The 24,755-nt window shown below is 69.8% G+C and carries 23 protein-coding genes; 5 read left to right on the top strand and 18 right to left on the bottom strand.

Annotated elements, in window-relative coordinates; all coding sequences use genetic code 11:
* Positions 1–33 precede the first annotated feature (33 nt).
* Positions 34–645 carry a BsuPI-related putative proteinase inhibitor gene (locus tag CBQ26_RS21285; protein WP_143342033.1) on the top strand — a complete coding sequence of 204 codons (612 nt, stop codon included), beginning with the start codon at positions 34–36 and terminating at the stop codon, positions 643–645.
* Positions 646–701: 56 nt separating this feature from the next.
* Here the strand turns inward: CBQ26_RS21285 and CBQ26_RS08770 are convergent, their stop codons facing one another.
* The gene (locus tag CBQ26_RS08770; RefSeq protein WP_088248257.1) at positions 702–1,274 is read right to left on the bottom strand and encodes a GNAT family N-acetyltransferase; all 573 of its coding nucleotides are present in this window, start codon (positions 1,272–1,274) and stop codon (positions 702–704) included.
* Between the two features lie 89 nt (positions 1,275–1,363).
* Here CBQ26_RS08770 and CBQ26_RS08765 point away from each other — a divergent pair, with 89 nt between their 5' ends.
* Together CBQ26_RS08765 and CBQ26_RS08760 are read left to right on the top strand one after the other, a co-directional pair.
* The gene (locus CBQ26_RS08765) at positions 1,364–2,584 is read left to right on the top strand and encodes a toxic anion resistance protein (protein WP_088248433.1); all 1,221 of its coding nucleotides are present in this window, start codon (positions 1,364–1,366) and stop codon (positions 2,582–2,584) included.
* Between the two features lie 29 nt (positions 2,585–2,613).
* Positions 2,614–3,258: a nucleoside/nucleotide kinase family protein gene (locus tag CBQ26_RS08760; protein WP_229844069.1), complete on the top strand. Its 645-nt coding sequence runs from the start codon at positions 2,614–2,616 to the stop codon at positions 3,256–3,258.
* A 49-nt stretch (positions 3,259–3,307) separates the two neighbouring features.
* Here the strand turns inward: CBQ26_RS08760 and CBQ26_RS08755 are convergent, their stop codons facing one another.
* The 3 genes from CBQ26_RS08755 to abc-f all read right to left on the bottom strand — a co-directional run bounded on the left by CBQ26_RS08755 (position 3,308) and on the right by abc-f (position 6,238).
* A complete protein-coding gene (locus CBQ26_RS08755) occupies positions 3,308–3,490 on the bottom strand; it encodes a DUF1540 domain-containing protein (RefSeq protein ID WP_088248256.1) in 183 nt (60 codons plus the stop codon).
* Positions 3,491–3,719: 229 nt separating this feature from the next.
* Positions 3,720–4,226 carry a hypothetical protein gene (locus tag CBQ26_RS08750; protein WP_088248255.1) on the bottom strand — a complete coding sequence of 169 codons (507 nt, stop codon included), beginning with the start codon at positions 4,224–4,226 and terminating at the stop codon, positions 3,720–3,722.
* Between the two features lie 119 nt (positions 4,227–4,345).
* Positions 4,346–6,238 carry a ribosomal protection-like ABC-F family protein gene (gene abc-f / locus CBQ26_RS08745; RefSeq protein WP_088248254.1) on the bottom strand — a complete coding sequence of 631 codons (1,893 nt, stop codon included), beginning with the start codon at positions 6,236–6,238 and terminating at the stop codon, positions 4,346–4,348.
* Between the two features lie 57 nt (positions 6,239–6,295).
* On the opposite strand from abc-f, the gene CBQ26_RS08740 reads away from it, so the two are divergent.
* Complete coding sequence (locus tag CBQ26_RS08740) at positions 6,296–7,909, top strand: FecR family protein (protein WP_088248253.1); 1,614 nt, start codon at positions 6,296–6,298, stop codon at positions 7,907–7,909.
* Complete coding sequence (locus CBQ26_RS08735; RefSeq protein WP_088248252.1) at positions 7,893–9,359, top strand: CHASE2 domain-containing protein; 1,467 nt, start codon at positions 7,893–7,895, stop codon at positions 9,357–9,359. Before CBQ26_RS08740 ends, CBQ26_RS08735 begins: the two co-directional genes overlap by 17 nt.
* A 287-nt stretch (positions 9,360–9,646) precedes the next feature.
* On the opposite strand, the gene CBQ26_RS08730 is transcribed toward CBQ26_RS08735, so the two are convergent.
* From CBQ26_RS08730 to CBQ26_RS08665, 14 genes are all read right to left on the bottom strand, one after another.
* Positions 9,647–11,095: an NADH-quinone oxidoreductase subunit N gene (locus CBQ26_RS08730; RefSeq protein ID WP_088248251.1), complete on the bottom strand. Its 1,449-nt coding sequence runs from the start codon at positions 11,093–11,095 to the stop codon at positions 9,647–9,649.
* 1 nt (position 11,096) lies between these two features.
* Positions 11,097–12,542: an NADH-quinone oxidoreductase subunit M gene (locus tag CBQ26_RS08725; RefSeq protein ID WP_088248250.1), complete on the bottom strand. Its 1,446-nt coding sequence runs from the start codon at positions 12,540–12,542 to the stop codon at positions 11,097–11,099.
* The gene (gene nuoL, locus CBQ26_RS08720; RefSeq protein ID WP_268248299.1) at positions 12,539–14,464 is read right to left on the bottom strand and encodes an NADH-quinone oxidoreductase subunit L; all 1,926 of its coding nucleotides are present in this window, start codon (positions 14,462–14,464) and stop codon (positions 12,539–12,541) included. Before nuoL ends, CBQ26_RS08725 begins: the two co-directional genes overlap by 4 nt.
* Positions 14,465–14,474: 10 nt before the next feature.
* Positions 14,475–14,777, bottom strand: a complete 303-nt coding sequence (gene nuoK, locus CBQ26_RS08715) for an NADH-quinone oxidoreductase subunit NuoK (RefSeq protein ID WP_062159180.1) — start codon at positions 14,775–14,777, stop codon at positions 14,475–14,477.
* Positions 14,777–15,406: an NADH-quinone oxidoreductase subunit J family protein gene (locus CBQ26_RS08710; RefSeq protein ID WP_088248249.1), complete on the bottom strand. Its 630-nt coding sequence runs from the start codon at positions 15,404–15,406 to the stop codon at positions 14,777–14,779. The genes nuoK and CBQ26_RS08710 overlap by 1 nt, the downstream gene beginning before the upstream one ends.
* 115 nt (positions 15,407–15,521) lie before the next feature.
* Positions 15,522–16,073, bottom strand: a complete 552-nt coding sequence (gene nuoI / locus CBQ26_RS08705; protein WP_088248248.1) for an NADH-quinone oxidoreductase subunit NuoI — start codon at positions 16,071–16,073, stop codon at positions 15,522–15,524.
* A 90-nt stretch (positions 16,074–16,163) separates the two neighbouring features.
* On the bottom strand, positions 16,164–17,324 hold the full coding sequence (nuoH, locus tag CBQ26_RS08700) for an NADH-quinone oxidoreductase subunit NuoH (RefSeq protein WP_088248247.1): 1,161 nt from the start codon (positions 17,322–17,324) through the stop codon (positions 16,164–16,166).
* The gene (gene nuoG, locus CBQ26_RS08695; protein WP_088248246.1) at positions 17,324–19,498 is read right to left on the bottom strand and encodes an NADH-quinone oxidoreductase subunit NuoG; all 2,175 of its coding nucleotides are present in this window, start codon (positions 19,496–19,498) and stop codon (positions 17,324–17,326) included. Before nuoG ends, nuoH begins: the two co-directional genes overlap by 1 nt.
* A 103-nt stretch (positions 19,499–19,601) precedes the next feature.
* Positions 19,602–20,945: an NADH-quinone oxidoreductase subunit NuoF gene (nuoF, locus tag CBQ26_RS08690; protein WP_088248245.1), complete on the bottom strand. Its 1,344-nt coding sequence runs from the start codon at positions 20,943–20,945 to the stop codon at positions 19,602–19,604.
* Complete coding sequence (gene nuoE, locus CBQ26_RS08685; protein WP_088248244.1) at positions 20,942–21,565, bottom strand: NADH-quinone oxidoreductase subunit NuoE; 624 nt, start codon at positions 21,563–21,565, stop codon at positions 20,942–20,944. Before nuoE ends, nuoF begins: the two co-directional genes overlap by 4 nt.
* Positions 21,566–21,577: 12 nt before the next feature.
* A complete protein-coding gene (nuoD, locus tag CBQ26_RS08680) occupies positions 21,578–22,747 on the bottom strand; it encodes an NADH dehydrogenase (quinone) subunit D (RefSeq protein WP_088248430.1) in 1,170 nt (389 codons plus the stop codon).
* 170 nt (positions 22,748–22,917) lie between these two features.
* Complete coding sequence (locus tag CBQ26_RS08675; RefSeq protein WP_268248300.1) at positions 22,918–23,610, bottom strand: NADH-quinone oxidoreductase subunit C; 693 nt, start codon at positions 23,608–23,610, stop codon at positions 22,918–22,920.
* Positions 23,598–24,134: a NuoB/complex I 20 kDa subunit family protein gene (locus CBQ26_RS08670; RefSeq protein WP_088248243.1), complete on the bottom strand. Its 537-nt coding sequence runs from the start codon at positions 24,132–24,134 to the stop codon at positions 23,598–23,600. Before CBQ26_RS08670 ends, CBQ26_RS08675 begins: the two co-directional genes overlap by 13 nt.
* A 97-nt stretch (positions 24,135–24,231) precedes the next feature.
* A complete protein-coding gene (locus tag CBQ26_RS08665; protein ID WP_055362422.1) occupies positions 24,232–24,567 on the bottom strand; it encodes an NADH-quinone oxidoreductase subunit A in 336 nt (111 codons plus the stop codon).
* Positions 24,568–24,755 lie beyond the last annotated feature (188 nt).

Here is a 24,755-nt window from a genome sequence, read left to right as displayed (position 1 = left end):
CAGCGTCAGGCAGGGCCGCGCACAGTGAGGGGCATGACGCCCCGCATCCGCACGGCCCTGCTGTCCACCGCCCTGCTGTCCACCGGCCTGCTGGGCACGCTGTCCGCCCAGGCCCAGGTGAGCATCTTCACCATTCCGGCCCTGCCGCCCCGCAGCGCCGCGCCGACCCCCACCACGCCCGCGCCCAGCACCCCAGCACCCGTCACTCCGGCACCCACCACCCCCGCACCCACCACCCCGGCCCGGCCGGCCCTGAACCCCGCGCTGACCACCCCGCACAGCGCCAACCTGAGCGGCCCCGCCAGCCTGCGCGGCGGCCAGGACACCCTCTGGACCTTCAACCTGACCAACGAGGGCGAGGAGCCCATCGAATTGCAGCACGGGGCCTGCGACGTGCGCTTCGAGGTCCTGAACGCCGCCGGTCAGGTCGTCCGCGCCAACCCCACGAACACGGTCTGCACCATGCAGCTGGTCATCACGAACGTCGCGCCGGGCGAGACCATGGACGTGCAGAACGTCCGCTGGAACGGCCGGGGCAGCGACGGGAAGGCCCTGCCCGCCGGGGAGTACACCATCCGCGCCTACTTCAACGGGGCGGGCGTGAGTATTCTCGCCGAGGACTACCCGGTCACGCTGGAGAACTGACCATCAACCGGCCAGCGGGTCGCTTGGGAGGCGGCCCGCTGTTTCATGCAGGTCTGTCAGGGGGCCTGACCACCTGCCCAGTCGCCGCGCAGCCGCGCGAGTTTCACGCTATCCCAGCGCTGCCCGGCCCACGCACGGGCCTGCGGAATGCGGGCGCACTCGCGGAAACCGGCGCGGGCGGCCGCGCGGATCATCCGTTCGTTCCCGCCCCAGGTGGTCAGGGTCAGCACATGCGCCTCTGTCTGGGCGAAGGTGGCGTCGGCCCACAGCCGCAGCGCCTGCGTGCCCAGCCCGCCGCCCCAGTGCCGGGGGTCGAAGATCAGCACGCCCAGGTCCCACCAGCCGCCTCCCGCCGGGGCTTCCTCGTGGCGGGTGACCTGCCCGATACACGCGCCGTCCAGCGCGACGATCTGCCCGTGCGGGTCGGGCGCGCGGCTGCCCTCACGGGCCGTGAAGTCCGTCAGGGACAGCGTGGACGGCCCGCTGCCCGCGTGGAAGTACGGGGCGTCCCAGCGCTTCCATTCCGGGTCGGGCTCGGCGTGCAGCCAGCGCCAGAGGGTGGGCAGGTCGTCGTCGCGGCGGTCACGCAGGACTAGGCTGGGCAGGGTCACGCTGGGCGGTGTGGGCATCGGCGCGCAGCGTACCCTGGCCGGACCTGTGGGGACATGCGCCTTTTGCCGGATGCAACTCCTCATGTCCGGGGTGCGTAATGGAGGGCATGAGCGATGGTACTTCCGGTCCGCTGACTCCCCCCGACTCCCTGCTGAAAGCGCCGGACGCCGTCCCGGCCGTGCGGGCGCAGGAAGCGCCGGAGATGGTGCCGCTGTCAGCCGAGGACCGCACGCGGCTCGACCAGATGGCCCGCGCCTTCGCGCAGGACGTCCTGAGTGCCGGGGCGCACACCCCGGAATTCAAACGCAAACTGGACGCCGTGCATGAACTGGGGCTGCCCGAACAGCGGGCCGCCGCGCAGAGCAGCAACCGCATGCTGGACCGCCCGCTGCGCGCCACCAAGGTCGGCGCACTCGCCGAGGGCAGCGACATCCTGCGCGGCCTGACCGACCTGCGCCGCACCGTGGAGGACCTGGACCCCAGCCGCGCGGCCACGCCCCGCCGCTTCCTGGGCCTGCTGCCCGGCGGGAAGAAGGTGCAGAACGCCATGGACAAGTACCAGAGTGCGCAGTCGCACCTGAACGGCATCCTGGAGGCGCTGTACCGGGGTCAGGACGAGTTGCGGCGCGACAACGCCACCATCGAGACCGAGAAGGTCCACCTGTGGGACACCATGCAGAAGCTCCGGCAGTACGCGCACGTCGGGAAGGCCGTGGACGAGGCCCTCACGCAGCGCCTCCAGGAGTTGCAGGCCACCGACCCCGAGAAGGCCCGCATGGTCAGCGAGGAACTGCTGTTCGCGGTCCGGCAGCGCGTGACGGACCTGCTGACCCAGCTGGCCGTCAGCATCCAGGGCTACCTGGCGCTGGACCTCGTGCGGCGCAACAACCTGGAGCTGATCAAGGGCGTGGACCGCGCCACGACCACCACCGTCAGCGCCCTGAAGACCGCGCTGATGGTCTCGCAGGCCCTCGGGACGCAGCAGGCCGTGCTGGGGCAGGTGACGGCCCTGAACGACACGACCGGCAAGATGATCGGCTCGACTGCCAGCCTGCTGCGCCAGCAGAGCACCGAGATCCAGCGGCAGGCGGGCAGCGCCACCGTGGACCCGCAGATCATCCAGGCGGCGTTCCGGGACGTGTACGGCGCGCTGGACGCCATCAGCTCGTACCGGCAGCAGGCGCTGGAACGCTTCCAGGACACCATGCAGGTGCTGGACAAGGAGGTCGCGCAGGCGCAGACGTACCTGGACCGCGAGCGGCAGCAGGCGTCCCGCGAACTCGCGCAGGACCTGAACGTCACGCCGCAGGGCGAGCTGAAAATCTGAGCGGTCCCGTCCCTGGCAGGCGGGAGGGTGTGCTGGCGTGGCTGACGGCCCGCTGGGACGCCCTGCCGGCCCTTCCGGTGGCGCGGGTGGCCGTGGATGGCGTGGACGGGGCGGGCAAGACGACCCTGGCCGACGAGCTGGCCCGTCGGTTGCGGACGCTCGGGCGACCCGTGATCCGCGTCAGTATCGACGGCTTCCACCAGCCGCGCGTGGCCCGGTACACGAAGGGGCGCACGTCACCGGAGGGCTTCTACCGCGACTCGTATGATCTGGCGGCGCTGGAACGCGAGGTGGTCTCTCCCCTGTCGCCGGGCGGCAGCGGGCAGTATCGCCCGCAGGTGTTCGACGTGACACGCGACGAACCTACCCTCGCCCCGCTACAGCAGGCCGGGCCGGGCAGCGTCCTGATCGTGGATGGCCTGTTCCTGCACCGCCCGGAGCTGCGCGGCTGGTGGCACGATTCCGTGTTCCTGCGCGTGCCGTTCGAGGTGTCCGTGCCACGCGGCGCCGCCCGTGGGCCGGGGTACGGTTCGCCCGATCCGGCGGCCGACAGCAACCGCCGCTACGTGGAGGGCCACCGCCTGTACTTCCGCGAGGCCGACCCGGAAGCGCAGGCGGGCGTGGTGGTGGACTACACGGACCTGAACGCTCCCAGGATCGTCACGCCCCGGTAAATACAGTCAGGGCCGCCTTCACATGCAGGCGGCCTTTGATCGTGGGCGTTCAGTTGTCGGCGCTGAGGCTCTGGCTTTCGTTCATGGCGTCGGCCGGGGCGAAGGTGAGGCACTGGGCGGTCTGGCCGCTCATGCTGACCTCGATCTGGCCGGCGGTGCAGTTCATGTCCTCGTTGAAGCGGCAGGTGGTGGCGTCGCAGCGGCTGACCATGCTCTGGGTGTCGTCGTTCATGGGACCCTCCTGCCTTCAGCGTGCGGCCCGTGTGGGCAGGGGATGGTGAGCTGCGCTGCACGGTGAAGGGAAGGCGTGGATTCCGAGTAAACGGGTCTGTTTTCTCCGCTCCAGGCGCTTTTCAAGCTGCTGGAGGCGACTCCAGGGAACGCGGGGCGGAGGGGGACCGACAGGGCCGCTCATGCGCTTCACATATCCGGCCATGGAGCCTCCAGGCCGGAGCGCGGCTTCAGTTGAGCAGGCTGGCGCGGATGCCCTGGGCGCAGGCGACGCGGTGCGCGACCTGCGCGGCGTCCAGCTCGCCGTGTTCGCGCAGTCCGGCCGCCAGGACCTCGATCTCGGTCCAGGCGCGGCGCAGCTTGGCGCGGGTGCGGCCCCGCAGGACGCTCAGGTAGGCGTCCAGGGTGTCGCGTTCGTCGGGGTCGGTCAGGGCGCAGTCGAGGAGCATGCGGGCGTCCCGGCCGCCGTCGGGGGTGGGGGTGCCGCTCAGGGCGGCGGCCTCGGCGGGGGCCAGGGCGACCATCACGACTTCCTCGGCCAGCGCGCGGTTCAGGCGCAGCGCGGCCGGGTCCGGCGCGGTGGCGTACGTCACGCCGTGCAGGGTCACGCGGTCCAGGCGCAGCGGGGCGCGCGGGTGGGTGTGCGCCAGGAACGCCTCGGCCGCCCGGTGCAGCGAGCGGGCGTGCGCGGCGGTGGGGGCGGGGGCCGGGGTGGTCTGGGTGTGGGGGCTGGTCATAATCCTGACTTCCGGACTCAGGATAAGGGACTGGGGGTGAGATTCGTAAGCACCGTTCCGGGGGCACCGTCCGGGGGAACCGGACCCGGCCCGCGCCCACCCCGGAGCCCGTCCGCCTGTCAGCCGCCCCTCTCCTCGACCTCGGCCTGCCGCTCGCCCCAGGCGGTCATCTTCGCCTCCAGCTGCACTTCCAGGTCGTGCGCGGCCTGTCCCAGCGCCACGAAGTCCGCGTCAGCAGGGGCGGCGTTCAGGGCGGCCTGCGCCTCTTCCAACGCCGATTCCAGGCGGGCGATGTCGGCCTCGATGGCCTCGACCTCGCGCTTGAGGTGCCACAGGCCCTTGCCCTTGGGCGCGGCGGGTTTCGGGGCGGCCTTCGGGGCGGCGGCCAGCGCCTCGGCTTCCAGTTCGGCGGCCGTGCGGTGCTTGGCCTTGTAGTCCTCCCAGCCGGGGTACTCGAAGAACTGCCCGTCCTCGATCAGCCAGATGCGGTCGGCGAGGCCCTCGATGAACGCGCGGTCGTGGCTGACCATCATCAGGGTGCCGCCGAAGTCCTCCAGCGCCACTTCCAGGCTCTCGACCATCTCCATGTCCAGGTGGTTGGTGGGCTCGTCCATGACCAGCAGGTTGTGGTCCTCCTGCGCCAGTTTCAGCAGCGCCAGCCGGGCGCGTTCGCCGCCCGACAGGATCCGGGCCTGCTTGTCGTGCTGGTCGTAGGGGAACATGAAGGTGCCCAGCAGGTCGTGCGCCTGCGGGTCCTTCTGGGTGTACGCGCGGGCCACGTCGTACAGCGTGTCGTTGGGGTCCACGCCGCGCAGCGCCTGATCGTAGTACCCGACCGTCACGCGCGCCCCGGTCAGCAGGCGCGTGCGGGGGTCGTCGCTCTTCTCCAGGCCCAGCAGGGTCCGCAGGAAGGTGGTCTTCCCCGCTCCGTTGCGCCCGATGATGGCGATGCGTTCGCCCCGGCGGATCTGCACGCTCACGTCCCGGAACAGGGTGCGGCCCCCCGGCAGCACGCGCGTGACGTGCCGGGCGTCCAGGATCACGTCGCCACTTTCCGGCGCGTGGAAGGTGATGCGGGCGGTGCGCTGCTCGGCGGCCGGGGCGGCGGTCGCGCGGCTCTGCATGCGGTCCACGCGGGCCTGCATGGCCTTGGCGCGCCGGGCGAGTTTGCTCATGCCCAGGCCCCAGATCTTCATACGGTCGGCGCTGGCCTGCAGGCTGGCGATCTGCTTGCTCTCGATGGCGTGCCGGGCGGCCTGCTGTTCCTGCTCGACTTCCAGCAGTTCGCGGAACTTGGTGTAGTTTCCGGCGTACATCTTCAGGGTGCCGCCCCGCAGGTACGCGGTCTCGCGGGTCACGGTGTCCAGGAAGGTGCGGTCGTGGCTGATGACCAGCACCGCGCCCGGATAGCGCCCCAGGAAGCCTTCCAGCCACTCGACCATCACGATGTCCAGGTGGTTGGTGGGCTCGTCGAGCAGCAGCACGTCCGGGTTCTCGACGAGCAGCGCCGCGAGGCCCAGCCGGGTGCGTTCCCCGCCGCTGAGACTGGCGGCCAGGTCGCCCTCGCGGCCCCGGAACCCGAAGGCGAGGGTCACGGCGTCCCTGCGGCTGCGGCGCTCGAAGCCGCCGCGCCGCGCGTAGTTCTCCAGCAGCGCCTCGTGGTGCAGGATGCTCTCGGGCGTGCCGCTGCTCATGGCGTCGGCGGCGGCGCTCAGTTCGGCCTCCAGTGCGTCAAGGTCCTGGAAGGCGGCGTTCAGGACGCTGTCGATGGTCGCGCCGTCCGGGAACACCGGGTCCTGTTGCAGGGACCGGACCCGCACGCCCGGCGCGCGTTTCACGGTGCCCCCGTCGGGGGTGAGCTGCCCGGTCAGGAGTTTCAGCAGCGTGCTTTTCCCGGCCCCGTTGCGGCCGACCAGACCCACCCGGTCGCCCGGCTGCACGGCAAAATTCACTTCGCTGAGCACGGTCAGCGGACCGTACTCCTTACTGGCATCCACGACGGCAACAAGCACGCCCCGTAGTATACGCGCGTTACGAAATTGTCAGATTTTTCTCGTAGACTGGATCCAATGAAGGTGACGGCCCCCGCAGCAGTTCTGAAGCTCCACTCGAACCTCGGGGCCGTTCCCCTGACGGCGCTGCTCCTGCTGGGCGGCGCCTCCACCAGCCTCGCCGCCGGCGCCACGACCGGCCCGCTGCTGCTGAGCGGCGCGCAGGGCAGCGTGGAACTGCTGGCCCCCTCGGGCACCTGGGCGCCGCAGGGTAGCGGCACCGACGTGACCACCTCGCTGCGCACCGGCACCGGCCGCGCCGAACTGACCAGCGGCGGCGGGCAGGTCGTGATGGGCAGCGCCTCGCGTCTGCGCCGCTACCTGGACGAGGCGGACCTGCTCGACGGCCGCTTCTTCCTTCGCGGCCCGGTCGCCGTGCACGTGCAGGGCATTCACGTCGTCATGGACGGCGCCGGGCAGATCCGGGTGGACCTGAGCGGCAAGGCGACCCGCCGGGTGGCCGTCCTGCAGGGACAGGCGCGCCTGAGCCTGAACGGCCGGGTCGTGACCGTCCGCGCCGCGCAGCAGGTCGACCTGGGCAGCGGGAAGGTCACGGCCTTCCGCGAACAGGACCCCTGGTACGCCTCGCAGTACCGGGGGCTGGGCAGCGCCACCGTCGAGGCCACCCGCGGGCAGGTGCGCGTGGACCGCGCCGGGCAGAGCCGCGTGGCGGTCGTCGGGGACGCCCTGGACCCCGGCGTGACCCTGAACACCGCCGCCGGCGCCTGGGCCGAGGTGGGCTTCACGGGCGGCGGGTACCTGCGCCTGAACGAACAGAGCGAACTGAGCGTCCTGGCCGTCGAACGCACCGAACGGGGCCGCGAGGTCCTGCTGAAACTGTCGCGCGGCACCGCCTGGAACGTCGTGCAGAAGGGCCAGGGCGGCTACCGCCTGGACACCCCGGTCGTCAGTACCGCCGTGCGCGGCACCGTCTTCCGCGTGGACGCCAGCGGCACCGTGAAGGTCTTCGAGGGACAGGTCGCGCTGCCCGGCGAGAACGACCAGGCGGTCGCCGCCGGACAGCAACGCGCCGAGACGGGCGGCGTGGGCACCCTGGTCCCGGACGCCCTGGACCGCTTCAACCAGTCGCTGGACACCGAACGCGCCCGGCCCCTCACGCTGGACCTCCCGGCCCGCGCCCTGCAGGTGCAGGACCTGACGCTGCTGGCCCGCAGCCTGCCCGACGCGTCCGTGCAGGCCAGCGTCGCCGGGCGCACCGTCCCGCTGGGCGGCGCGGACGGCGTGTTCCGCCTGGAACGCCTGGAGGACAGCCTGCCGGAAGGCACGTACGCCGTGACCGTCACCGCCACCCGCTACGGCCAGAGCCTCACGCGGCAACTGCCGCTCCTCATCGACCGGACCGCACCGGCCGTGACCGTGCAGGCCCGCCGCGAGGGCCGCGTCCTGACCCTGACCGGCCGCGTGCAGGACGCCAGCCTCCAGACCCCCACCGGCACGCCCGCGGGCCGCGTGACCCTGCGGGCGACCCTCGCCGGCGTGACGTACACCCGCACCGTCACGGCCGGCACCCCGGACTTCCGCTGGACCCTCCCACTCACCACGCCCGGCGCGACCGCCACCCTGCACGCCAGGGACGCGGCCGGCAACGAACGACATGTTGAGATCCCCTGACCGCTCGCTGGCGCTGTACACCGTCCCGGCGGCGGCCGTCCTCGCGCTGCTCCTGACGCTGCTGCTGCCGAACAACACCCGCCTGTGGGACGCCCTGAACCGCGCCCTGCCCAGCGCCACCGACCGCCGCGTCGTGCTCGTCGGCATCGACGACGCCTCGCTGCGCGACTACGGACGCATCGGCACCTGGCCCCGCGAACTGTACGGGCAGGCCCTGCGCACCCTCGATCAGGCCGGCGCGACCGCCATCGGCATCGACGTGCTGCTCAGCGACCCCGCCCTGAACGACGGCCGCCTCGCCGACGCGTTCAGCCAGCCGAACGTCGTCCTGGCCACCGCTCCCGGCGAGAGCGGCCTGCTCGCCAGCCCCGACTGGCGCTCCCCGACCGGCATCAGCGCCCTGAACGTCAGCCCCGACGGCGTGGTCCGCACCTTCCAGACCAGTTACCCCACCCGCGACGGCACGCCCGGCCCCAGCTTCGCGCGGCAACTGGCCGTCGCCGCCGGCAGCAACGTCCCCCTGAGCACCGAACCGCAACTGCTGCGCTACAGCTCCCCCGACCACGACCGCCTGCCCGTCATTCCCTTCCGTGACGTGGTGAACGGCAACGTCCGCTACGGCGACATTCAGGGCAAGATCGTCATCATCGGCCTGACCGCCACGGGCAGCGGCGCCCCCAGCGTCCGCGACGTCACCGGACAGACCGTCGCCGGCGCCGCCCTGCAGGCCCGCGCCGTCTCCAGCCTCCTCAGCCCGCCCTTCACGCGGCTCCCGCAGTGGCTGACGGCGCTGCTGGCCGTCGCCGCCGCCATCACCGCCGTCCTGGCGCGCGGCATGTGGGGCTTCGCGCTCGCCATGCTGACCCTGGCCGCCGCCATTCCCCTGTGGCTGGGCAACATCCTGCTGCCCGGCGTGACCCTCTCGTACGCCGCGATTCTGGGGACCGCCCTCGTCGTGCTGGAACGCTGGTGGAACCTGCGCAACCTCAGCGTCCGCGACCCCCTGACCGGCTTCGGCAACCGCGTCGCCTTCACCCGCGCCCTCGAACAACGCTGGGCGACCCGCGCCGCCCGCCCGCTCGGCCTGCTGCTCGTGGACCTGAGCGGCTTCCGCAAGGTCAACGAACAGTACGGCCTGCAGGCCGGCGACGAACTGCTGCGCGACCTGTCGGGACGCATCATGAAACACAAACGCCGCGGCGACCTGATCTTCCGCTGGGGCCCCGACGAATTCGCCATGCTGCTCGACAACGCCAGCACCCAGGACATGACCCTCGTCACCCAGCGTCTTCAGGACTCCCTGGACCGCCTCAGCTACCGCGACCTGCACGTCCGCACCAGCATCGGCGCCGCCCGCACCAGCCCCGACATCCAGACCCCCATCGACCTCGTCGAGGCGGCCAGCCGCAGCCGCTACCGCGTCAAGTACCAGCGCGAACAGCGGGGCTAGCGCCCAGGGAAGCGGCCCGCCGTCTGCGTCGCAGAGGCGGGCCACGTTCATGCGGGGTGAATCTCTGGGCGGTCACGGGAGCGGGGGCAGCACAGCCACCGACCCACTCCCTCCTGCCTACTCTCCTGCTCATACGGATTCCGTCTGTTTCGCCGACAACCCGGAACTTCGCCGGATTGCCGGCTCCACGTCCGGAACCCGTGTTGCTCCCACTCTGCGGAGCAGCTCTACGAGTCGCATCCGCTCGGATTGAACGGGCTGTGCAGCCCTTTCAATCGGAGTCCGTATCACCGCCCGACGAGCAGGGTCCAGATGGCGGGGTTGGCGACCCAGCTGTACCAGATGTTCGGCAGCAGGCCCAGGGCGGTGACGCCGACCACGCCGAGCGCGACCGTGAGGGTGGTGGGGGTGCGCTGGCCGAGGCTGTACTCGCGGGCGGGGGTGCGGTCGGGCATGAACAGCAGCATGGCGGGGCGCAGGTAGTACACCAGGGCGGCGACACTGGTGAGGGCCGCGAGGATGCTGATCCAGGCGTACCCGTTCTGGTAGGCGGCCTGGAACACCAGGTACTTGCCGAAGAAGCCCGCGAAAGGCGGCAGGCCCGCCAGCGAGGCGAGGCACACGGCGAGCGCGACGGCGTAGGCGGGGTGGCGGTAGTACAGGCCGCGCATGTCGAGGAGGCTGAAACCTTCCTCGCTGCGTTGCAGGGCGGCGACGATGGCGAGCGCGGCGGCCGTCATCAGGGTGTACACCAGCAGGTAGTACGTCAGGGCCGCGCCGCCCACCTGGGGCGTGCCGAGCAGCGCCATGGCGAGGAAGCCGGTGTGCGCGACGGCCGAGTACGCCAGCATGCGTTTGAAGTTCGTCTGGCGCAGCGCGGCGAGGTTCCCGACGATCAGGGTCGCGGCGATCAGGACCGCCAGGACGGAGTGCCAGCCAGGTGCGTTTTCCAGCGCGCCCCCGAACACGCGCAGCATCCCGGCGAACGCGGCGACCTTGACGACGGTGCTCAGGAACAGGCTGACGCTGGTGGGCGCGCCGCCGTACACGTCGGGCGTCCACTGGTGGAAGGGCGCCAGGGCGACCTTGAAGGCGAAGCCGCACAGCATCAGCAGCGCCCCGCCGACCAGGATGGCGGTGTTCTCGGGGTTCAGGACGCTGGTCTTCTCGGCGATGGCGGCGTAGTTGAGGCTGCCGGTCGCGCCGTACACGAAGGCGATGCCGTAGATCAGGACGGCGCTGCCGGCCGCGCCGAGCAGGAAGTACTTCAGGCCGCTCTCCTCGGCGCGGCGTGAGCCCTGGAGGGTCGCCAGGACGTAGCCGCTGAGGCTCATGATCTCCAGGCCGATCAGCATGACGATCAGGTCGCCACTAAAGGCGATCAGCAGGCAGCCGGTGACGGCGTACATGAGCATCGCGTCGAATTCCGGGAAGGACACGCGGGCGCGCCACGCGGTGTCCAGGGTCACGAGCAGCGTCATGAGGGTGCCGGTCAGGATCACGAAGGCCAGCAGCAGCGCGGCGTTGTCGGCCTGGAGGCTGCCGCCGAAGGCGCTGGCCGCGCGGTTCCAGAGCAGCCCGAGGCTCAGGGCGCTCAGGGTGACGGCCCCGAGGTTGATGAAGGTCAGGATGCGGCGGCTGACCCAGAAGCCCAGCAGGGTGCTGCTGACCGCCCCGGCCAGGACGATCAGGACCGGCAGCAGCGGCGTGAGGGAAACGTCGGGCGGCTGGAGCATGTCAGTTGCCTCCCAGGGCAGTCAGGACGGCGCGCACGGCGGGCTGCATCAGGTTCAGGGCGGGGGTGGAGTACACGCCGAACAGCACCAGCACGACCAGCGGGATGCCCAGGATCAGCCACTCGGTGTGCACGAGGTCGCGCACAGTGACGGACCCGGCGGGCCGCGCCTGCCAGAAGGTCGTCTGGAAGGCGGTCAGGGCGTATGCGGCGGCGGCGATGGTGGTGATGCCCGCGATGAACGCCAGCCACGGGAACACCTGATACGCGCCGAGCAGGATGCTGAACTCCCCGATGAAGCCGGCCATGCCGGGTACGGCGATGCTGGCGAACCACAGGGCCATGGTCAGGCCGCCCAGCGCGCCCGCCTGGGTCATGACGCCGCCCACGCGGGTCTCCAGGCTGCCGATGCGTTCCTGCAGCATGCCCACCGACAGGAACAGCGCGCCGGTGTAGAGGTTCTGGAAGGCCAGCAGGTACATCGCGCCGATCACGGCCGTCTCGTTCAGCGAGAACACGCCGAGCGCCACGAAGCCCATGTGGCTGAGGCCGGCGTAGGCCAGCAGGCGTTTCCAGTCGGTCTGCCGGAACGCGATCCACGCGGCGTACAGCGCGGTGAAGGCGGCCAGACCCATCAGGATGGGGCGCAGTTCCAGGCTGGCGTCCGGGAACAGCGGGATGGCGAAGGTGAACAGGCCGTACCCGCCGACCTTGTAGAGGGTGCCCATGACGTCGGGCACGCCGCTGTCGTGGTTCTGCTCATGGAAGTCCGGCAGCCACGCGTGCATGGGCCACAGCGGCAGCTTGACGGCCATGGCGGCCAGGAAGCCCAGGTACAGCCACGTCTGCGCGCTGCCGGTCACGAGGTTCTGTTTCAGGTCGGTCATGGCGAAGGTGGGGCTGCCGCCCAGGGTCTTGACGCCGATGATGCTGACGAGCATCAGCAGGCTGCCGAACAGCGTGTACGCGGCGAATTTCGTGAGGGCCGCCATGCGCCCGCTCTTGCCGTAGATGGCGAGCATCAGCAGCGCGGGGATCAGGGCGTCCTCGAAGAACACGTAGAACAGCAGCAGGTCCTGCGCCGCGAAGATGCCGATCAGGCCGGTCTCCATGGCCAGGATCAGCGAGAGCATCGGGCCGGGGTTGGGGATGCGGCGCGCGGCGTACAGGATCGCGATGAAGGACATCAGCGCCGTGACGAGCGCCAGCGCGAGGCTCACGCCGCCCAGCTGCACCGAGTACGTGATGCCCAGCGGAGGAATCCAGTCCCAGCGGAACAGCTCCGAGCCGCCGCCGCGCCAGATGGCGAGGCCCGCGCCGAGCGTCAGGGCGGCGATGAAGCCCGCAACCTCGTCCCGGAAGGTTTTCGGCGTGACGAGCAGCAGCAGGCTGCCCAGGAGGGGCAGGAAGATCATGAGGGTGGGGAGCCAGTCGGTGAAGGAGTTCATGCGCCGCTCCCGATGGTCTTGAGGGCCCAGTAGCCGATGATGCCGGCCGTGCCGAGCAGCATGCTGACCGCGTAGGCGCGCACGAAGCCGCTCTGCCACAGCGTGAACAGCCCGCCGGGACCGCTGGCGTTGCGGGCAACGCCGCTGAGGGCGTCGTCGGTGCCCCGGTCCACGGTGTCGAGTGCGCCCGCGACAGCGCGGCTGGGGTTGCCGATCACACCGTCATACAGGGCGTCCAGGTACAGGGCGTTCGAGCTGACGGCGCCCAGCGGTCCGGTCGCCAGGGCGCCGCGGCGGTGCGCCAGGAACGCCCAGCCCAGCCCGATCACGCCCGCGAGGACGGCGAAGACGGTCAGCAGCCACTCGGTACTGACGGGAATCTCGTGCGCGTGCAGCGGCACCGCCCGGCCGATGTAGTCGTCGAAGGCGTGCTTGCCGCCCAGGAACGTGGGGATGTTCAGGAACCCGGCCAGGGTCGCCAGTGCAGCCAGCACGCCCAGCGGGATCTTCGTCAGGGTGTCCGCCTCGTGCGGGTGGCCGTGCCCGCGGTACGCGCCGCGCCACACCAGGAAGTACCAGCGGCCCATGTAGAACGCGGTCAGCAGCGCCACGCCCAGCCCGATCAGGTACAGCGCCGTGTTCTGCTCGTACGCTGAGGCCAGGATGGCGTCCTTGGAGAAGAAACCGCTCCAGACCGGAATCCCGGCAATCGCCAGAACGCCCGCCACGGACACCAGATGCGTGAACGGCATGAATTTATGCAGGCCACCCATCTTCCGCACGTCCTGCTCCTCGTGCAGCGCGTGGATCACGGCGCCCGCCGCCAGGAACAGCAGCGCCTTGAAGAACGCGTGCGTGAGCAGGTGGAACACGCCCGCCGAGTACGCGTGCAGGCCCACCGCCAGGAACATGTAGCCCAGCTGCGACACGGTCGAGTACGCCAGGATCTTCTTGATGTCCGACTGGTTCAGCGCGGACAGCGCGCCGTACAGCGCGGTCAGGCCGCCCGCCCACGCGACCCACAGGCTGGCGTTCGGCGCGAGGTCGTACAGGAAGTGACTGCGCGCCACGAGGTACACGCCCGCCGTGACCATGGTGGCCGCATGGATCAGCGCGGAGACGGGCGTGGGGCCCGCCATGGCGTCCGGCAGCCAGGTCGTCAGGGGCAGCTGGCCGCTCTTGCCGACCGCGCCGACCAGCAGGAACAGGCAGGCGAGTTCGATGCCCGCCTGCGCCACCTGCGCGCCCTCGACCCGCTCGGCGAGTTCGGGGATGCTCAGGGTGCCGTACAGCTTGAACAGCAGGAACATGCCCAGCATGAAGCCCAGGTCCCCGATGCGGTTCATGATGAACGCCTTGCGCGCCGCGTTGCTGTTGCTGACCGCCTCGGCGTCGCTGGCGGCACGGACCTGCGCGTCACTCGCCTCGCTGTTGCGACCACTGAACCAGAAGCCGATCAGCAGGTACGACGCCATGCCCACGCCCTCCCAGCCGACGAACATCAGCGGGTAGGAGTCGGCCAGGACCAGGATCAGCATCATCGCCACGAAGAAGTTCAGGAACGCGAAGAAGCGCGTGAACTTCGGGTCGTGCCCCATGTACGAGATCGAGTACAGGTGAATCAGGAAGCCCACGCCCGTGATGATCAGCGCCATCAGGGCCGAGAGTTGATCGAGCCAGAAGCCCACCGACAGGTTCGCGTTCAGCGCCATGTTCGGCAGCCACGCCCACAGCACTTCATGGGCGGGGGCGGCCCCCTGGTTCAGGTAGCGGATGACGGCGATGACGAACGCCACGCCGACCATCCCGGTCGCCAGCCAGCCCCCGGTCTTGTCGGGGAACAGGCGGGGCAGGACCATCAGGATCGTGAAGCCCAGCAGGGGCAGCAGCGGCAGCAGGTACAGAGCAGGAAGACTATCCACAGGTTGCCACTCAGCCTTTCAACGCCGCGAGATCGTCCACGTTCGTGGTCTCGCGTTTACGGAAGATCGCGACGATGATCGCCAGTCCGATCGCCACCTCGGCGGCGGCCAGCGTCATCACGATGAACACGGCCGTCTGACCGGTCGGGTCGCCCCACGACCGCGCGAACGCCACCAGCGCGAGGTTCGCGGCGTTCAGCATCAGTTCCACCGACAGGAACACCATGATCGCCGTGCGGCGGGTCAGCACGCCGATCATGCCCAGCGCGAACAGGATGCCCGACAGGGCCAGGTAGGAGGTGGTGGGCACCATCAGGCACGCACCTCCCCGTCCTGCGCGGCCTGCATCAGCGCCGGGGCGGCCCCGCGCGGCGCGGCGACCCGCTCCTCACGCGCCGTGACCAGCGGTTCCTCCAGCTCGTCCGGCACGCCGTCCGGTTGCGCCGCCGGGCGCTGCACGAGCGCCACCGAGCCCACGATGGCGACCAGCAGCAGCACACTGACCGCCTCGAACGGCAGCAGGAAGCGGGTCAGCAGGGTCTCCCCCATCACCATCGCGGTGCCGCCACGCAGCGCCTCGGCACTCTCGGCCAGCGGGCGCGGGTCCCTGTACGTGAAGGCCAGCACCACGAACGCCCCGGCCAGGAGTGTGCCGCCGATCCCGGCGAGTTCGCGCACGTACGGCACCGGGTCCGGCGACGTGACCGGCTGGTTGGCGTTCAGCAGCATGATCACGAACAGGAACAGCACCATCACTGCGCCCGCGTACACGATCACCTGCGTCGCCGCCAGGAACGACGCGTTCAGCGTGGCGAACAGGCCCGCCACGCACAGCAGCGTCCCCACCAGCCCCAGCGACGCATGCACCGCGTTCCTCGCGGCAATCGTGATCACGCCCCCCACGATCGCCAGGGCGCCCAGCAGGATGAACGCCAGCATCATGGGCGGCCTCCGGCCTCGGGGAGTGGGGAGTGGGCAGTGGGCAGTGGGAGGCACACCGGGCGCGGGGCGCGGGGCGCAGGACAACCATCAACTTTCAACCATCGACCATCGACTCTCACGGGTACTTCACTCCTTCCAGCTCCGCGCGGGGCTGCCCTTCGAGCTGGAAGCCCAGGCGGACGGGTTTGCCGCGGCGCTCGGCCTCGCGGCGCTGCGGGAGGCTGCCGTTGACGCCGACGAGCATGTCTTCCTTGGCGTACACGAAGTCGCCGGCGCGGTAGTCGGCCATCTCGAACTCGTTGCCCATGACGACCGCGCCGGTCGGGCAGGCTTCCTCGCACATGCCGCAGAAGATGCAGCGCAGCATGTTGATCTCGTACACCTTCGCGTAGCGTTCGCCGGGCGCGGTGGGGTTGGCCGGGTCGTTCTCGGCGGCCTCCACGTAGATGGCGTAGGCGGGGCAGGCGGCGGCGCACAGCGAGCAGCCGATGCATTTCTCCAGTCCCAGTTCTCCGGGACGCTGGGCGGGGTGGCGGGTCAGGACGTGCCGTCCCCGGAAGCGGGGTTGCAGCGTGGCGCGCTGTTCGGGGTAACTGACGGTCACGGGCTTCTGGAACAGTTTCCCCAGCGTGACGCCCATGCCCTTGGCAATCTCAAGAACGCCCATGTGCGGCTCCTTTGTGGGTGGGAAGTGGGGAGTGGACGGCGGGCAGTGGGTGGGAGGCAGGCTGCGGCTCCAGCACCGCGCGCCCCCTCATCAGTCGCCCCCGGCGCGGACCGCTTCGCCCTCGGAGCGGCGCACGGTGGGCTGGTTCCACAAGACGCGCACGCGGTCGCTCATGACGAGCAGGGCCAGCAGTCCGGCGAGGCTCAGGACGCCCAGGAACCACAGGCCGCCCGTGCCGCGGAACGCCAGGAACGCGGCGGTCATGACGGTGTTCGCCAGGGCCAGCGGCAGGATCAGCTTCCAGCCGAAGCGCATCAGCTGGTCGTAGCGCAGCCGGGGCAGGGTGCCGCGCACCCAGATGAACAGGAACAGGAAGAACGCGATCTTGGCGACCAGCCACACGATCGGCCAGTCGGAGATGCCGGGAATGACGGCGTTCAGCACCTGCGGGCCCTTCCAGCCGCCGAAGAACAGGGTGGCCATCACGGCGGACGCGGTGATCATGTTCACGTACTCGGCCATCTGGAACAGCGCCCACTTGATCGCGGAGTACTCGGTGAGGTACCCGGCGACGATCTCCTGCTCGGCTTCCGGCAGGTCGAAGGGCGTGCGGTTGACCTCGGCGAACGACGAGATGAGAAAGAGCGCGAAGCCCAGCGCCTGGAACAGCAGCAGCACGCCGTTCTGCGCCTGCCAGCCCACGATGCCCTGGAAGGAGGTGGTGCCGACGATCATCAGCAGGCCCAGGATGCTCAGGCCCATGCCGAGTTCGTAACTGATCATCTGCGCGCTCGAGCGCAGCGCGCCCAGCATCGGGTACTTGCTGCCCGACGCCCAGCCGCCCAGGAAGATGCCGTACACGCCCATGGAGGTCAGGGCCAGCAGCGCCAGGATCCCGGCGTCCAGGTTGTACACCCAGGGGTTCTCGCCGAACAGGCTCCCGGCGGGCCCGGCGGGAATGCCCCCGAAGGCGGTCAGGGCCATGCCGATCGCCAGGATGGGGGCCAGGGTGTACACCAGTTTGTCGGCCAGCGTGACGGTCAGGTCCTCCTTGAAGATGCTCTTGATGGCGTCCGCGGCGGGTTGCAGCAGGCCCATGGGGCCCACGCGGTTCGGGCCGGGGCGCAGCTGCATGCGGCCCAGCAGGCGCCGCTCGATCAGGGTCATGTACGCGAAGGTGGTCAGCAGCCCCAGGACGACGAGCACCGCCTTGAGCAGCGAGATGAGCAGGGTGGCGATGAGGTCCGGCATCAGTCGTCCCCTCCGGGTTGAGGTGCCGCCGGTGCGACCGGGAGCGTCCAGCCGCCCTCCACGAGATCCTGGATGCGGTCCACCCAGTCACGGTCACGGGAGCGCATCCGTTCGGTCCAGAGCTTCGGGGTGTGCGGCGCGGCGGGCGCCGCGAAGGTCTGGTGGAAGGTGTGCAGCGCGCCGCGGGCGGGCAGGTCGCTGAGGTTCAGGCCCACCCGGTCGGCCAGCAGCGCGTGCGCGCCGCGCAGGCCGCGTGCGGGGGCCTTCACACCCAGCGCCTCGGCCAGGGCGGTCAGGGTGCGGATCAGGTCGGCGGCCTCGCCGGTCCGGATCGCGGCGGGGTGCAGGGGCAGCAGGCGCCCCTCGAGGTTCTGCACGGTGCCGCGCTTCTCGTAGTTCGTGACGGCGGGCAGGACCACGTCGGCCTGCTGGGCGGTGGCAGTCAGGTGGGTGTCGTGTACGACCGTGAACCCGGCGGCGCGCGTGCCGGGGTCCAGGCGGCTGATGAACGCCGCCGCCGCTTCCGGCAGGCGCGAGAGGGGCAGGCCACCGGCGCGCGGCACGAGGTTCAGGGCCGCGAGCCCCCGGCTGTTCGCGGCGGCGGGAATGGCGATGACCTTCGCGCCGGTCCGGGCCGCGAGGTCCGACAGGTTCGCGCTGAACGACCCGCTCGCGCCGTTCAGGACGTCCGCGCCCAGGATGATCACGGGTCGCTCGGCGCCCTCCAGCAGCGCCAGGACGGCCCGCAGTTCATCGGTGTCCGGGTGGGTCAGGCGGGCCAGGGCGCCCCGGCCGTTCGCGCTGACGCGGTGCCCGGCGTGCGCCCACAGGCGGCTCTCCTGCCCGATCACGGCCAGCCGCTCGGGCCGCCGGGCGGGGCGTTCCACGAGGCGCAGGTCCGCGATCGCGGTGCCGTGCGCGAACTCGGGCGGGATCAGGCCGCCGCGCAGCATCTCCAGGATGCGCAGTTCCAGCACGGGCGCCTCCTCGCCCAGGTCCGCGCCGATCACCACGACGGCGTCGGCGGTCGCCACGTCCGTCAGGGTCGCCTGCGGCGCCGTCACGCTCACCTCGTAGCGGGGCGAGTGATCCACGCTGCGCGCGCCCGTCACGCCTGCCAGGGCCTCCAGCGCCGCGCCCTCCTCCAGGGTGCTGTCCGCGCCCAGGTACAGCGCGATGTCGGCCGTGCGCATGCCCGAGAAGCCGCGTTTCATGGCGTCGATGGCGGCGTCCCACGTGGCCGGAACGAGCTGGCCATCCTCGTCGCGGATCAGGGGGGTGGTCAGACGCTCCTCGCTGGCGAAGGGGTGCCCGAAGCGGCCCGCGTCGCAGATCCACGCCTCGTTCACGTCGCGGTTCTCGCCCGCCACGATGCGTTCCAGGCGGCCGTTGCGGGCGTCCACCGTGATCGAGCACCCGACCGGGCACAGCGTGCAGGTGGTGGGCGTGTGGTCGTACTCCCAGTTGCGGCCCCGGAAGCGCGCCACGTTGTCCAGCAGCGCCCCCACCGGGCAGATGTCCGTGATGTTCCCCGAAAAGCCCGTGGGCAGCCCGCCCTCCTCGGTGTCGATGAAGGTGTGCCCGCCCCGCTCGATGAAGTCCAGCACCTCCTGGCCCGGCACCTCCTCGAAGTACCGCACGCAGCGCTTGCAGTGAATGCAGCGCTCCTGATCCAGAATCACGAAGTCCGACAGCGGGTAATGCTTGTCCGCGTGCCGCCGGTCGAAGCCGAAGCGGCTCGCGCCGTACCCGTACTCGAACGCGCGGTCCTGCAACTCGCACGCGCCGCCCTTGTCGCAGGTGGGGCAGTCGAGCGGGTGGTTCAGGAGCGTGAACTCCATCATGCCCGCCTGCGCCTTCGCCACGACCTCCGATGTCTTCGCGGTGCGGATGTGCATGCCCTCGGTGGCCTGCATCGTGCAGGACGCCATGGGCTTGGGGAACCAGAAGATCTTCGGCGTCGCCGCGTCCCCCTCCCCTTCCATCACGAACGACCCGTCCGGGTTCTTGCGGGGCGACCCGGACTCCACGAGGCACATGCGGCACGCGCCCACCGGACTTAAATACTTGTGCGCGCAGAAGTACGGCACGTCCCCGCCCGACTGGAACACCGCGTCAATCGCGCTGGTACCCGCCGGGAGTTCGACTTCGATTCCATCGACATGAACTTTCACAGGGTCTCCCTTCGGTAGGCGCAGAAGGCTGAAGGCTGAAGGCCAGGGATCAAATCCGTCGTCATCTTCGCCACCGGCCATCTGCCATCTGCCATCTGCCCGTTCATGCGTCCCTCCAGCGTTTGCGCGCCGGGTACAGCGGCTGCTGGGTGGTGGCCAGGGCGTCGTATTCCTCGCGGAACAGCTTGATGCTGCTCAGAACGGGGCCGAGGCAGGCGTCGGCCAGCGCGCAGAAGGAGCGGCCGCCGATGTTGTCGCTCATGTCCAGGATGAGTTGCACGTCGCCGGGCTGGCCGCGTCCGGTGACGAGTTTCTGGTACATGCGGGTCATCCAGCCGCTGATGCCCTCGCGGCAGGGCGTGCACTTGCCGCAGCTTTCGTGGCCGTAGAAGCGCACGAGGTTCCAGGTGGCGTTCACGATGCAGTCCGCCTTCGGGATCAGGGTCACGCCGCCGGTGCCGAGCATGCTGCCGGCGGCGGCAATCGCCTCGTAATCCATGGGCGTGTCGAGGATGGCGTCGGTCCAGGGGAGCATGGGGCAGCTGCTGCCGCCAGGGATGATGGCTTTCATCTCCTCGAGGGGACCACCCGCCCAGTCGTAGATAAGTTCGCGGAAGGTGGTGCCGAGCGGCAGTTCGTACACGCCGGGCCGCGCGACGGGGCCCGAGATCTGGAAGAGTTTCATGCCCTTGCTCTTCTCGGTCCCCATGCCCGCGTGCCAGTCCGCGCCGTAGCGGAGGATCTGCGTGGCGGCGCAGAAGGTCTCGACGTTGTTGATGGTGGTCGGCAGCCCGTACAGGCCCGCCGCCGCCGGGAACGGGGGCTTGAGGCGCGGGTTGGCGCGCAGGCCCTCCAGCGAGTTCATGAGCGCGGTTTCCTCGCCGCAGATGTACGCCCCGGCGCCCCGGTGCACGTACAGCTGGAAGTCGAAGCCGCTGCCCAGGATGTTCTGGCCCAGCAGCCCGGCCGCGCGGGCCTCGTGAATCGCGGCCCAGAGGCGCTCGGCGGCGTGCACGTACTCACCCCGGATGTAGATGTACCCCACCGAGGCGCGCATGGCGTAGGCGGCGATGATCATGCCCTCGATCAGCTGGTGCGGGTCCTCGCTCAGCAGGTAGCGGTCCTTGAAGGAGCCGGGTTCGGACTCGTCCGCGTTGCAGATGACGTAGTGCGGCCGGCCGTCGTTCAGCGGCATGAACGACCACTTCAGACCCGTCGCGAAGCCCGCCCCGCCGCGCCCGCGCAGCCCGGACTTCTTCACTTCCTCGATCACGGCGTCCGGGCCCATCGCGAAGGCACGTTTCAGCGGCTCGTACCCGCCGTTCTGACGGTAGTACGCGAGTGTCCAGCTCTCTGCTTGCCCGACGTGCGCGTACAGCGTCGGCGCGAAACGCGGGTCCTTCGCACTCGTGATCGGTTTGGGCGGCGTGGGGGCGGTGGCGGTCACGCGTCACCCCCAGCCTGTTCCGGCAGGCGGTGCAGGCCCGTCACGCTCGACCCCACCGCCTGCCCGGTCGCCAGTACCTGCCGTCCGTCCGTGCCCACCGTCACTGGCACCGGGTTGTCCGGCAGCGGCTGAAGATCCTGCCGCAGCGACGCCAGAATCCGCGCGCACTTGCCCGGCCCCACGTTCTCGTAGTACCCGTCGTCGCCAATCTGCATCATCGGCGCGGTGCCGCACGAGCCCAGGCACTCGACCTTCTGCACGCTGAAACGCCCGTCCGCGCTGACCTCGCCCGGCTGCACGTCCAGCGTTTCCACGAGGTGATCCCACAGCTCGTCCGACCCGGCCAGCGCGCACATCAGCGTGGAGCACACCTGCAGGTGATACCGGCCCGTGGGAAGCGTGTGGTACGTGGAGTAGAAGCTCATCACGGACCGCACCTCGGTCGCGGTCGTGCCGCACAGCGCGGCGATCTCCGCCATGCGAGATTCGGACACGAAGCCCTCGGCGTCCTGCACCTCGCGCAGCAGCGGCATCAGCGCCGAGCGGCGGCCCTGCGGCGAATCCGGGTAACGGCTGAAAATATCCGCCACCAGTGGTTGTCTGTTTTCGAAATACGTCAAGGTGAGGACTCCTTACCGGTCCACGTCGCCCAGCACGGGGTCGATGGTTGCCAGGATGGTGATCAGGTCGGCGAACTGCACGCCGACGCAGGCATATTCGAGGGCCTGGAGGTTCACGAAGCTGGGCGCGCGGATCTTCACGCGGTACGGCATGGAGCCGCCGTCGCTGACGATGTAGTACCCGACCTCGCCACGCGCACTCTCGACCGGCACGTACACCTCGCCCAGGGGCGGGTGGAAGCCCTCGGTGACGAGTTTGAAGTGGTGGATGACCGCTTCCATGCTCGTCTCGAGTTCGGGGCGGGGCGGGAGGCTGATCTTGCGGTTGGGGTCCTTGACCGGGCCGGGCTTGAGGCGTTTCAGGCCCTGCCGGACGATCTTGATGCTCTCGCCGAATTCCAGGAGGCGCATGTTGAAGCGCGCCAGACTGTCCCCGTCGGGGCTGGTGATGACGTTGAAGTCGTAGCTCTCGTAGCCGCAGTAGGGGTTGTCCTTGCGGTGGTCGAGCGGTACGCCGCTGGCGCGCAGGTTGGGTCCGGTCAGGCCCAGGTCGATGGCGACGTTGGGCGGGATCACGCCGACCCCCCTGGCGCGGTCGAGGAAGATGGGGTTCTGCGCGAACAGGGTGGCGTACTCGGTGACGCCGCGTTCCATCTGGTCGAGGAAGGCGCTGACGCGGGCGGGCCAGTCGGCCGGGATGTCGCGGCTCAGGCCGCCCACGCGGAAGTACCCCTGGTTCATGCGGTAGCCGCACACCGCCTCAAACAGGTCCTGAAGGGCTTCCTTCTCGCGGAAGGCGTAGAAGAACGGCGTCAGGGCGCCCAGATCGAGCAGGCCGGTCCCGACGAACACGAGGTGGCTGTGGATGCGCCCGAGTTCGTGCAGGATGACGCGCACGGTGGTCGCCCGCTCGGGCACGTCCGCCCCGAGGAGTTTCTCGACGCTCAGGACGTACGCGAGTTCATGCCCGAAGCAGTGCAGGTAGTCGGTGCGGGGCGCGTAGGTCACGCCCTGCTGGTACGTGCGGTTCTCGAAGGTCTTCTCGAAGCCGGTGTGCAGGTACCCCATGTGCGGCGTGACCTTCACGACGTCCTCGCCGTCCATGTCCACGACGAGCCGCAGCACGCCGTGCGTACTGGGGTGCTGCGGCCCGACGTTCAGGCTCATGATCTGCGTGTGCATCTGCCCCTGGGTCTGTCCGTCCAGGCGTTCGGCGCTGGTGCTTTCCTGATGGTCGGGTTGCATCTGCTCGGGCGCCAGCGTCCCGCCGGGGGCCTGCGCGCCGTGCGTGGGGGCGGGGCGGCTGGGCTGGCCGGTGCCGGGCTTGTCGGTGCCGGGCTTATCGGTGGTGGTCACTTGGGGCCTCCGGCGGGCATGACGGGCGGGGTGCGGTCCTCACCCTGGCCCCGGCGCAACTCGCCGCGGTAGCCGGTGAGGCCGCCGGTCTGTCCGGTCAGGCCGGCGCGGAAGGCGGCGGGGTCCAGGAAACGGCCGTCGCGGAACAGGGTGGGCGTCTCGCCCAGCGGGAAGTCCTTGCGCAGCGGGTGCCCCTCGAGATCGTCGGGCGTGAGGATCTTGCGCAGGTCCGGGTGGCCGGTGAAGGGCACGCCGATCAGGTCGTACACCTCGCGTTCCAGGTAGTTCGCGGCCCGCCAGACGGGGTACAGGCTGGGGAGGCTCTGGCCGTCGTCCAGCCAGACGCGCAGGAACACCCTTCGGTGGTCGCGGGGGTGGTAGATGTTGTGCAGCACCGCGAAGCGGGCGGGCCGGCGTTCGGGGTAGGTGCTGTAGTCCAGGCCGACGGTGTCCATCAGCATGAAGCCGCGTTCCCGGAGGGCCTGCGCGACGCGCAGCAGGTCGTCGGGCGTGACGAGGGCGGTGGGTTCGGCGGCGTGGTCCTCGGTCAGTCCCAGTTCGCGGATCAGGGGGCTCACGTCGCGGCTGGGCGCGGCCGGGGCGGGCGTGACGGCCGGCGCGGCGCTGGCGCTGGACTGCGCGGCGCCCTCGCGGCCCATGGGTTTCGCAGCGGGGTTCAGCGGGTCCATGCGTCCACCATCGGGAGTTGCTGGCCCAGTCCGTCGAAGGCCTCGCCGCGCACCTTCTTCTGAAGCTGCATGACGGCGTAGATCAGCGCCTCGGGACGCGGGGGGCAGCCGGGCACAAAGATGTCCACCGGCACGACGCTGTCCACGTTCTGCACGATGGCGTAGTTGTTGAACATGCCCCCGCTGCTGGCGCAGGCGCCCATGCTGATCACCCATTTCGGGTCGGGCATCTGGTCGTACACGCGCCGCATGACCGGCGCCATCTTCTTGCTCAGGCGCCCCGCGACGATCATCACGTCCGCCTGCCGGGGAGACGCGCGGAACACCTCGCTGCCAAAGCGCGCCAGGTCGTTGCGCCCGTCCGTGCTGCTCATCATCTCGATCGCGCAGCACGCCAGCCCGAACGTCGCGGGCCACAGACTGTTACTCCGCCCCCACGCCACCAGCTTCTCCAGACTGGAGAACAACACGCCCTCGGACTCCAGCTCCTGCCAGTCCTTCTCAAACAGTTCCTTCAGCGGCATGGGCGCACCTCCTGTGCGGGGAGATGGTTGATGGTCGATAGTTGATGGAAAACATGTGTCTCTCCATCAACCATCAACTTTCTCCTATCAACTGCTCTCAGGCCCATTCCAGCACCTTCTTTTTCAGGATGTACACGTATCCGACGAGCAGCAGCAGCACGAAGGTGATGGCCTCAAAAAAGGCGAAGGGGATGAGTTTCTGGTAGGCGACGGCCAGGGGGTAGAAGAAGGCGGTTTCGATGTCGAAGATGATGAACAGCATCGCCACGAGGTAGAAGTGGACCGGGAAGCGCTGGCCGGTGCCGACGCCGCCGCCTTCGGGGTCGTTGCCGCTCTCGTAGGCCATGAGCTTGGCGCGGCTGGCCTTCTTGGGGCCGAGGAGGGCGCTGGCAAGAACGGCGACAATGCCGATGCCGAGCGCAACGAGGAGCATGATGACGAAGTTGGCGTATTCGATAAGGATTCCCCTTTTCTACTCTCTCTCCTTCCTTCGCAGACCGGCTCGTGAAAAACGGCACGAGTAGCTGGAAAAAAAGAGAGGCGCAACGGACTTCTCAGACTCTGAACTGTGGAACACCCCTGTTTTAGCACGTTTCACACGCACAGATGCCCCACCTGCAC

Origin of the sequence: Deinococcus indicus (assembly GCF_002198095.1) — a bacterium.
Lineage (GTDB): Bacteria > Deinococcota > Deinococci > Deinococcales > Deinococcaceae > Deinococcus > Deinococcus caeni.
Note: the sequence above shows the minus strand (reverse complement) of the source record. Positions and strands in the feature narration are given on the sequence as shown.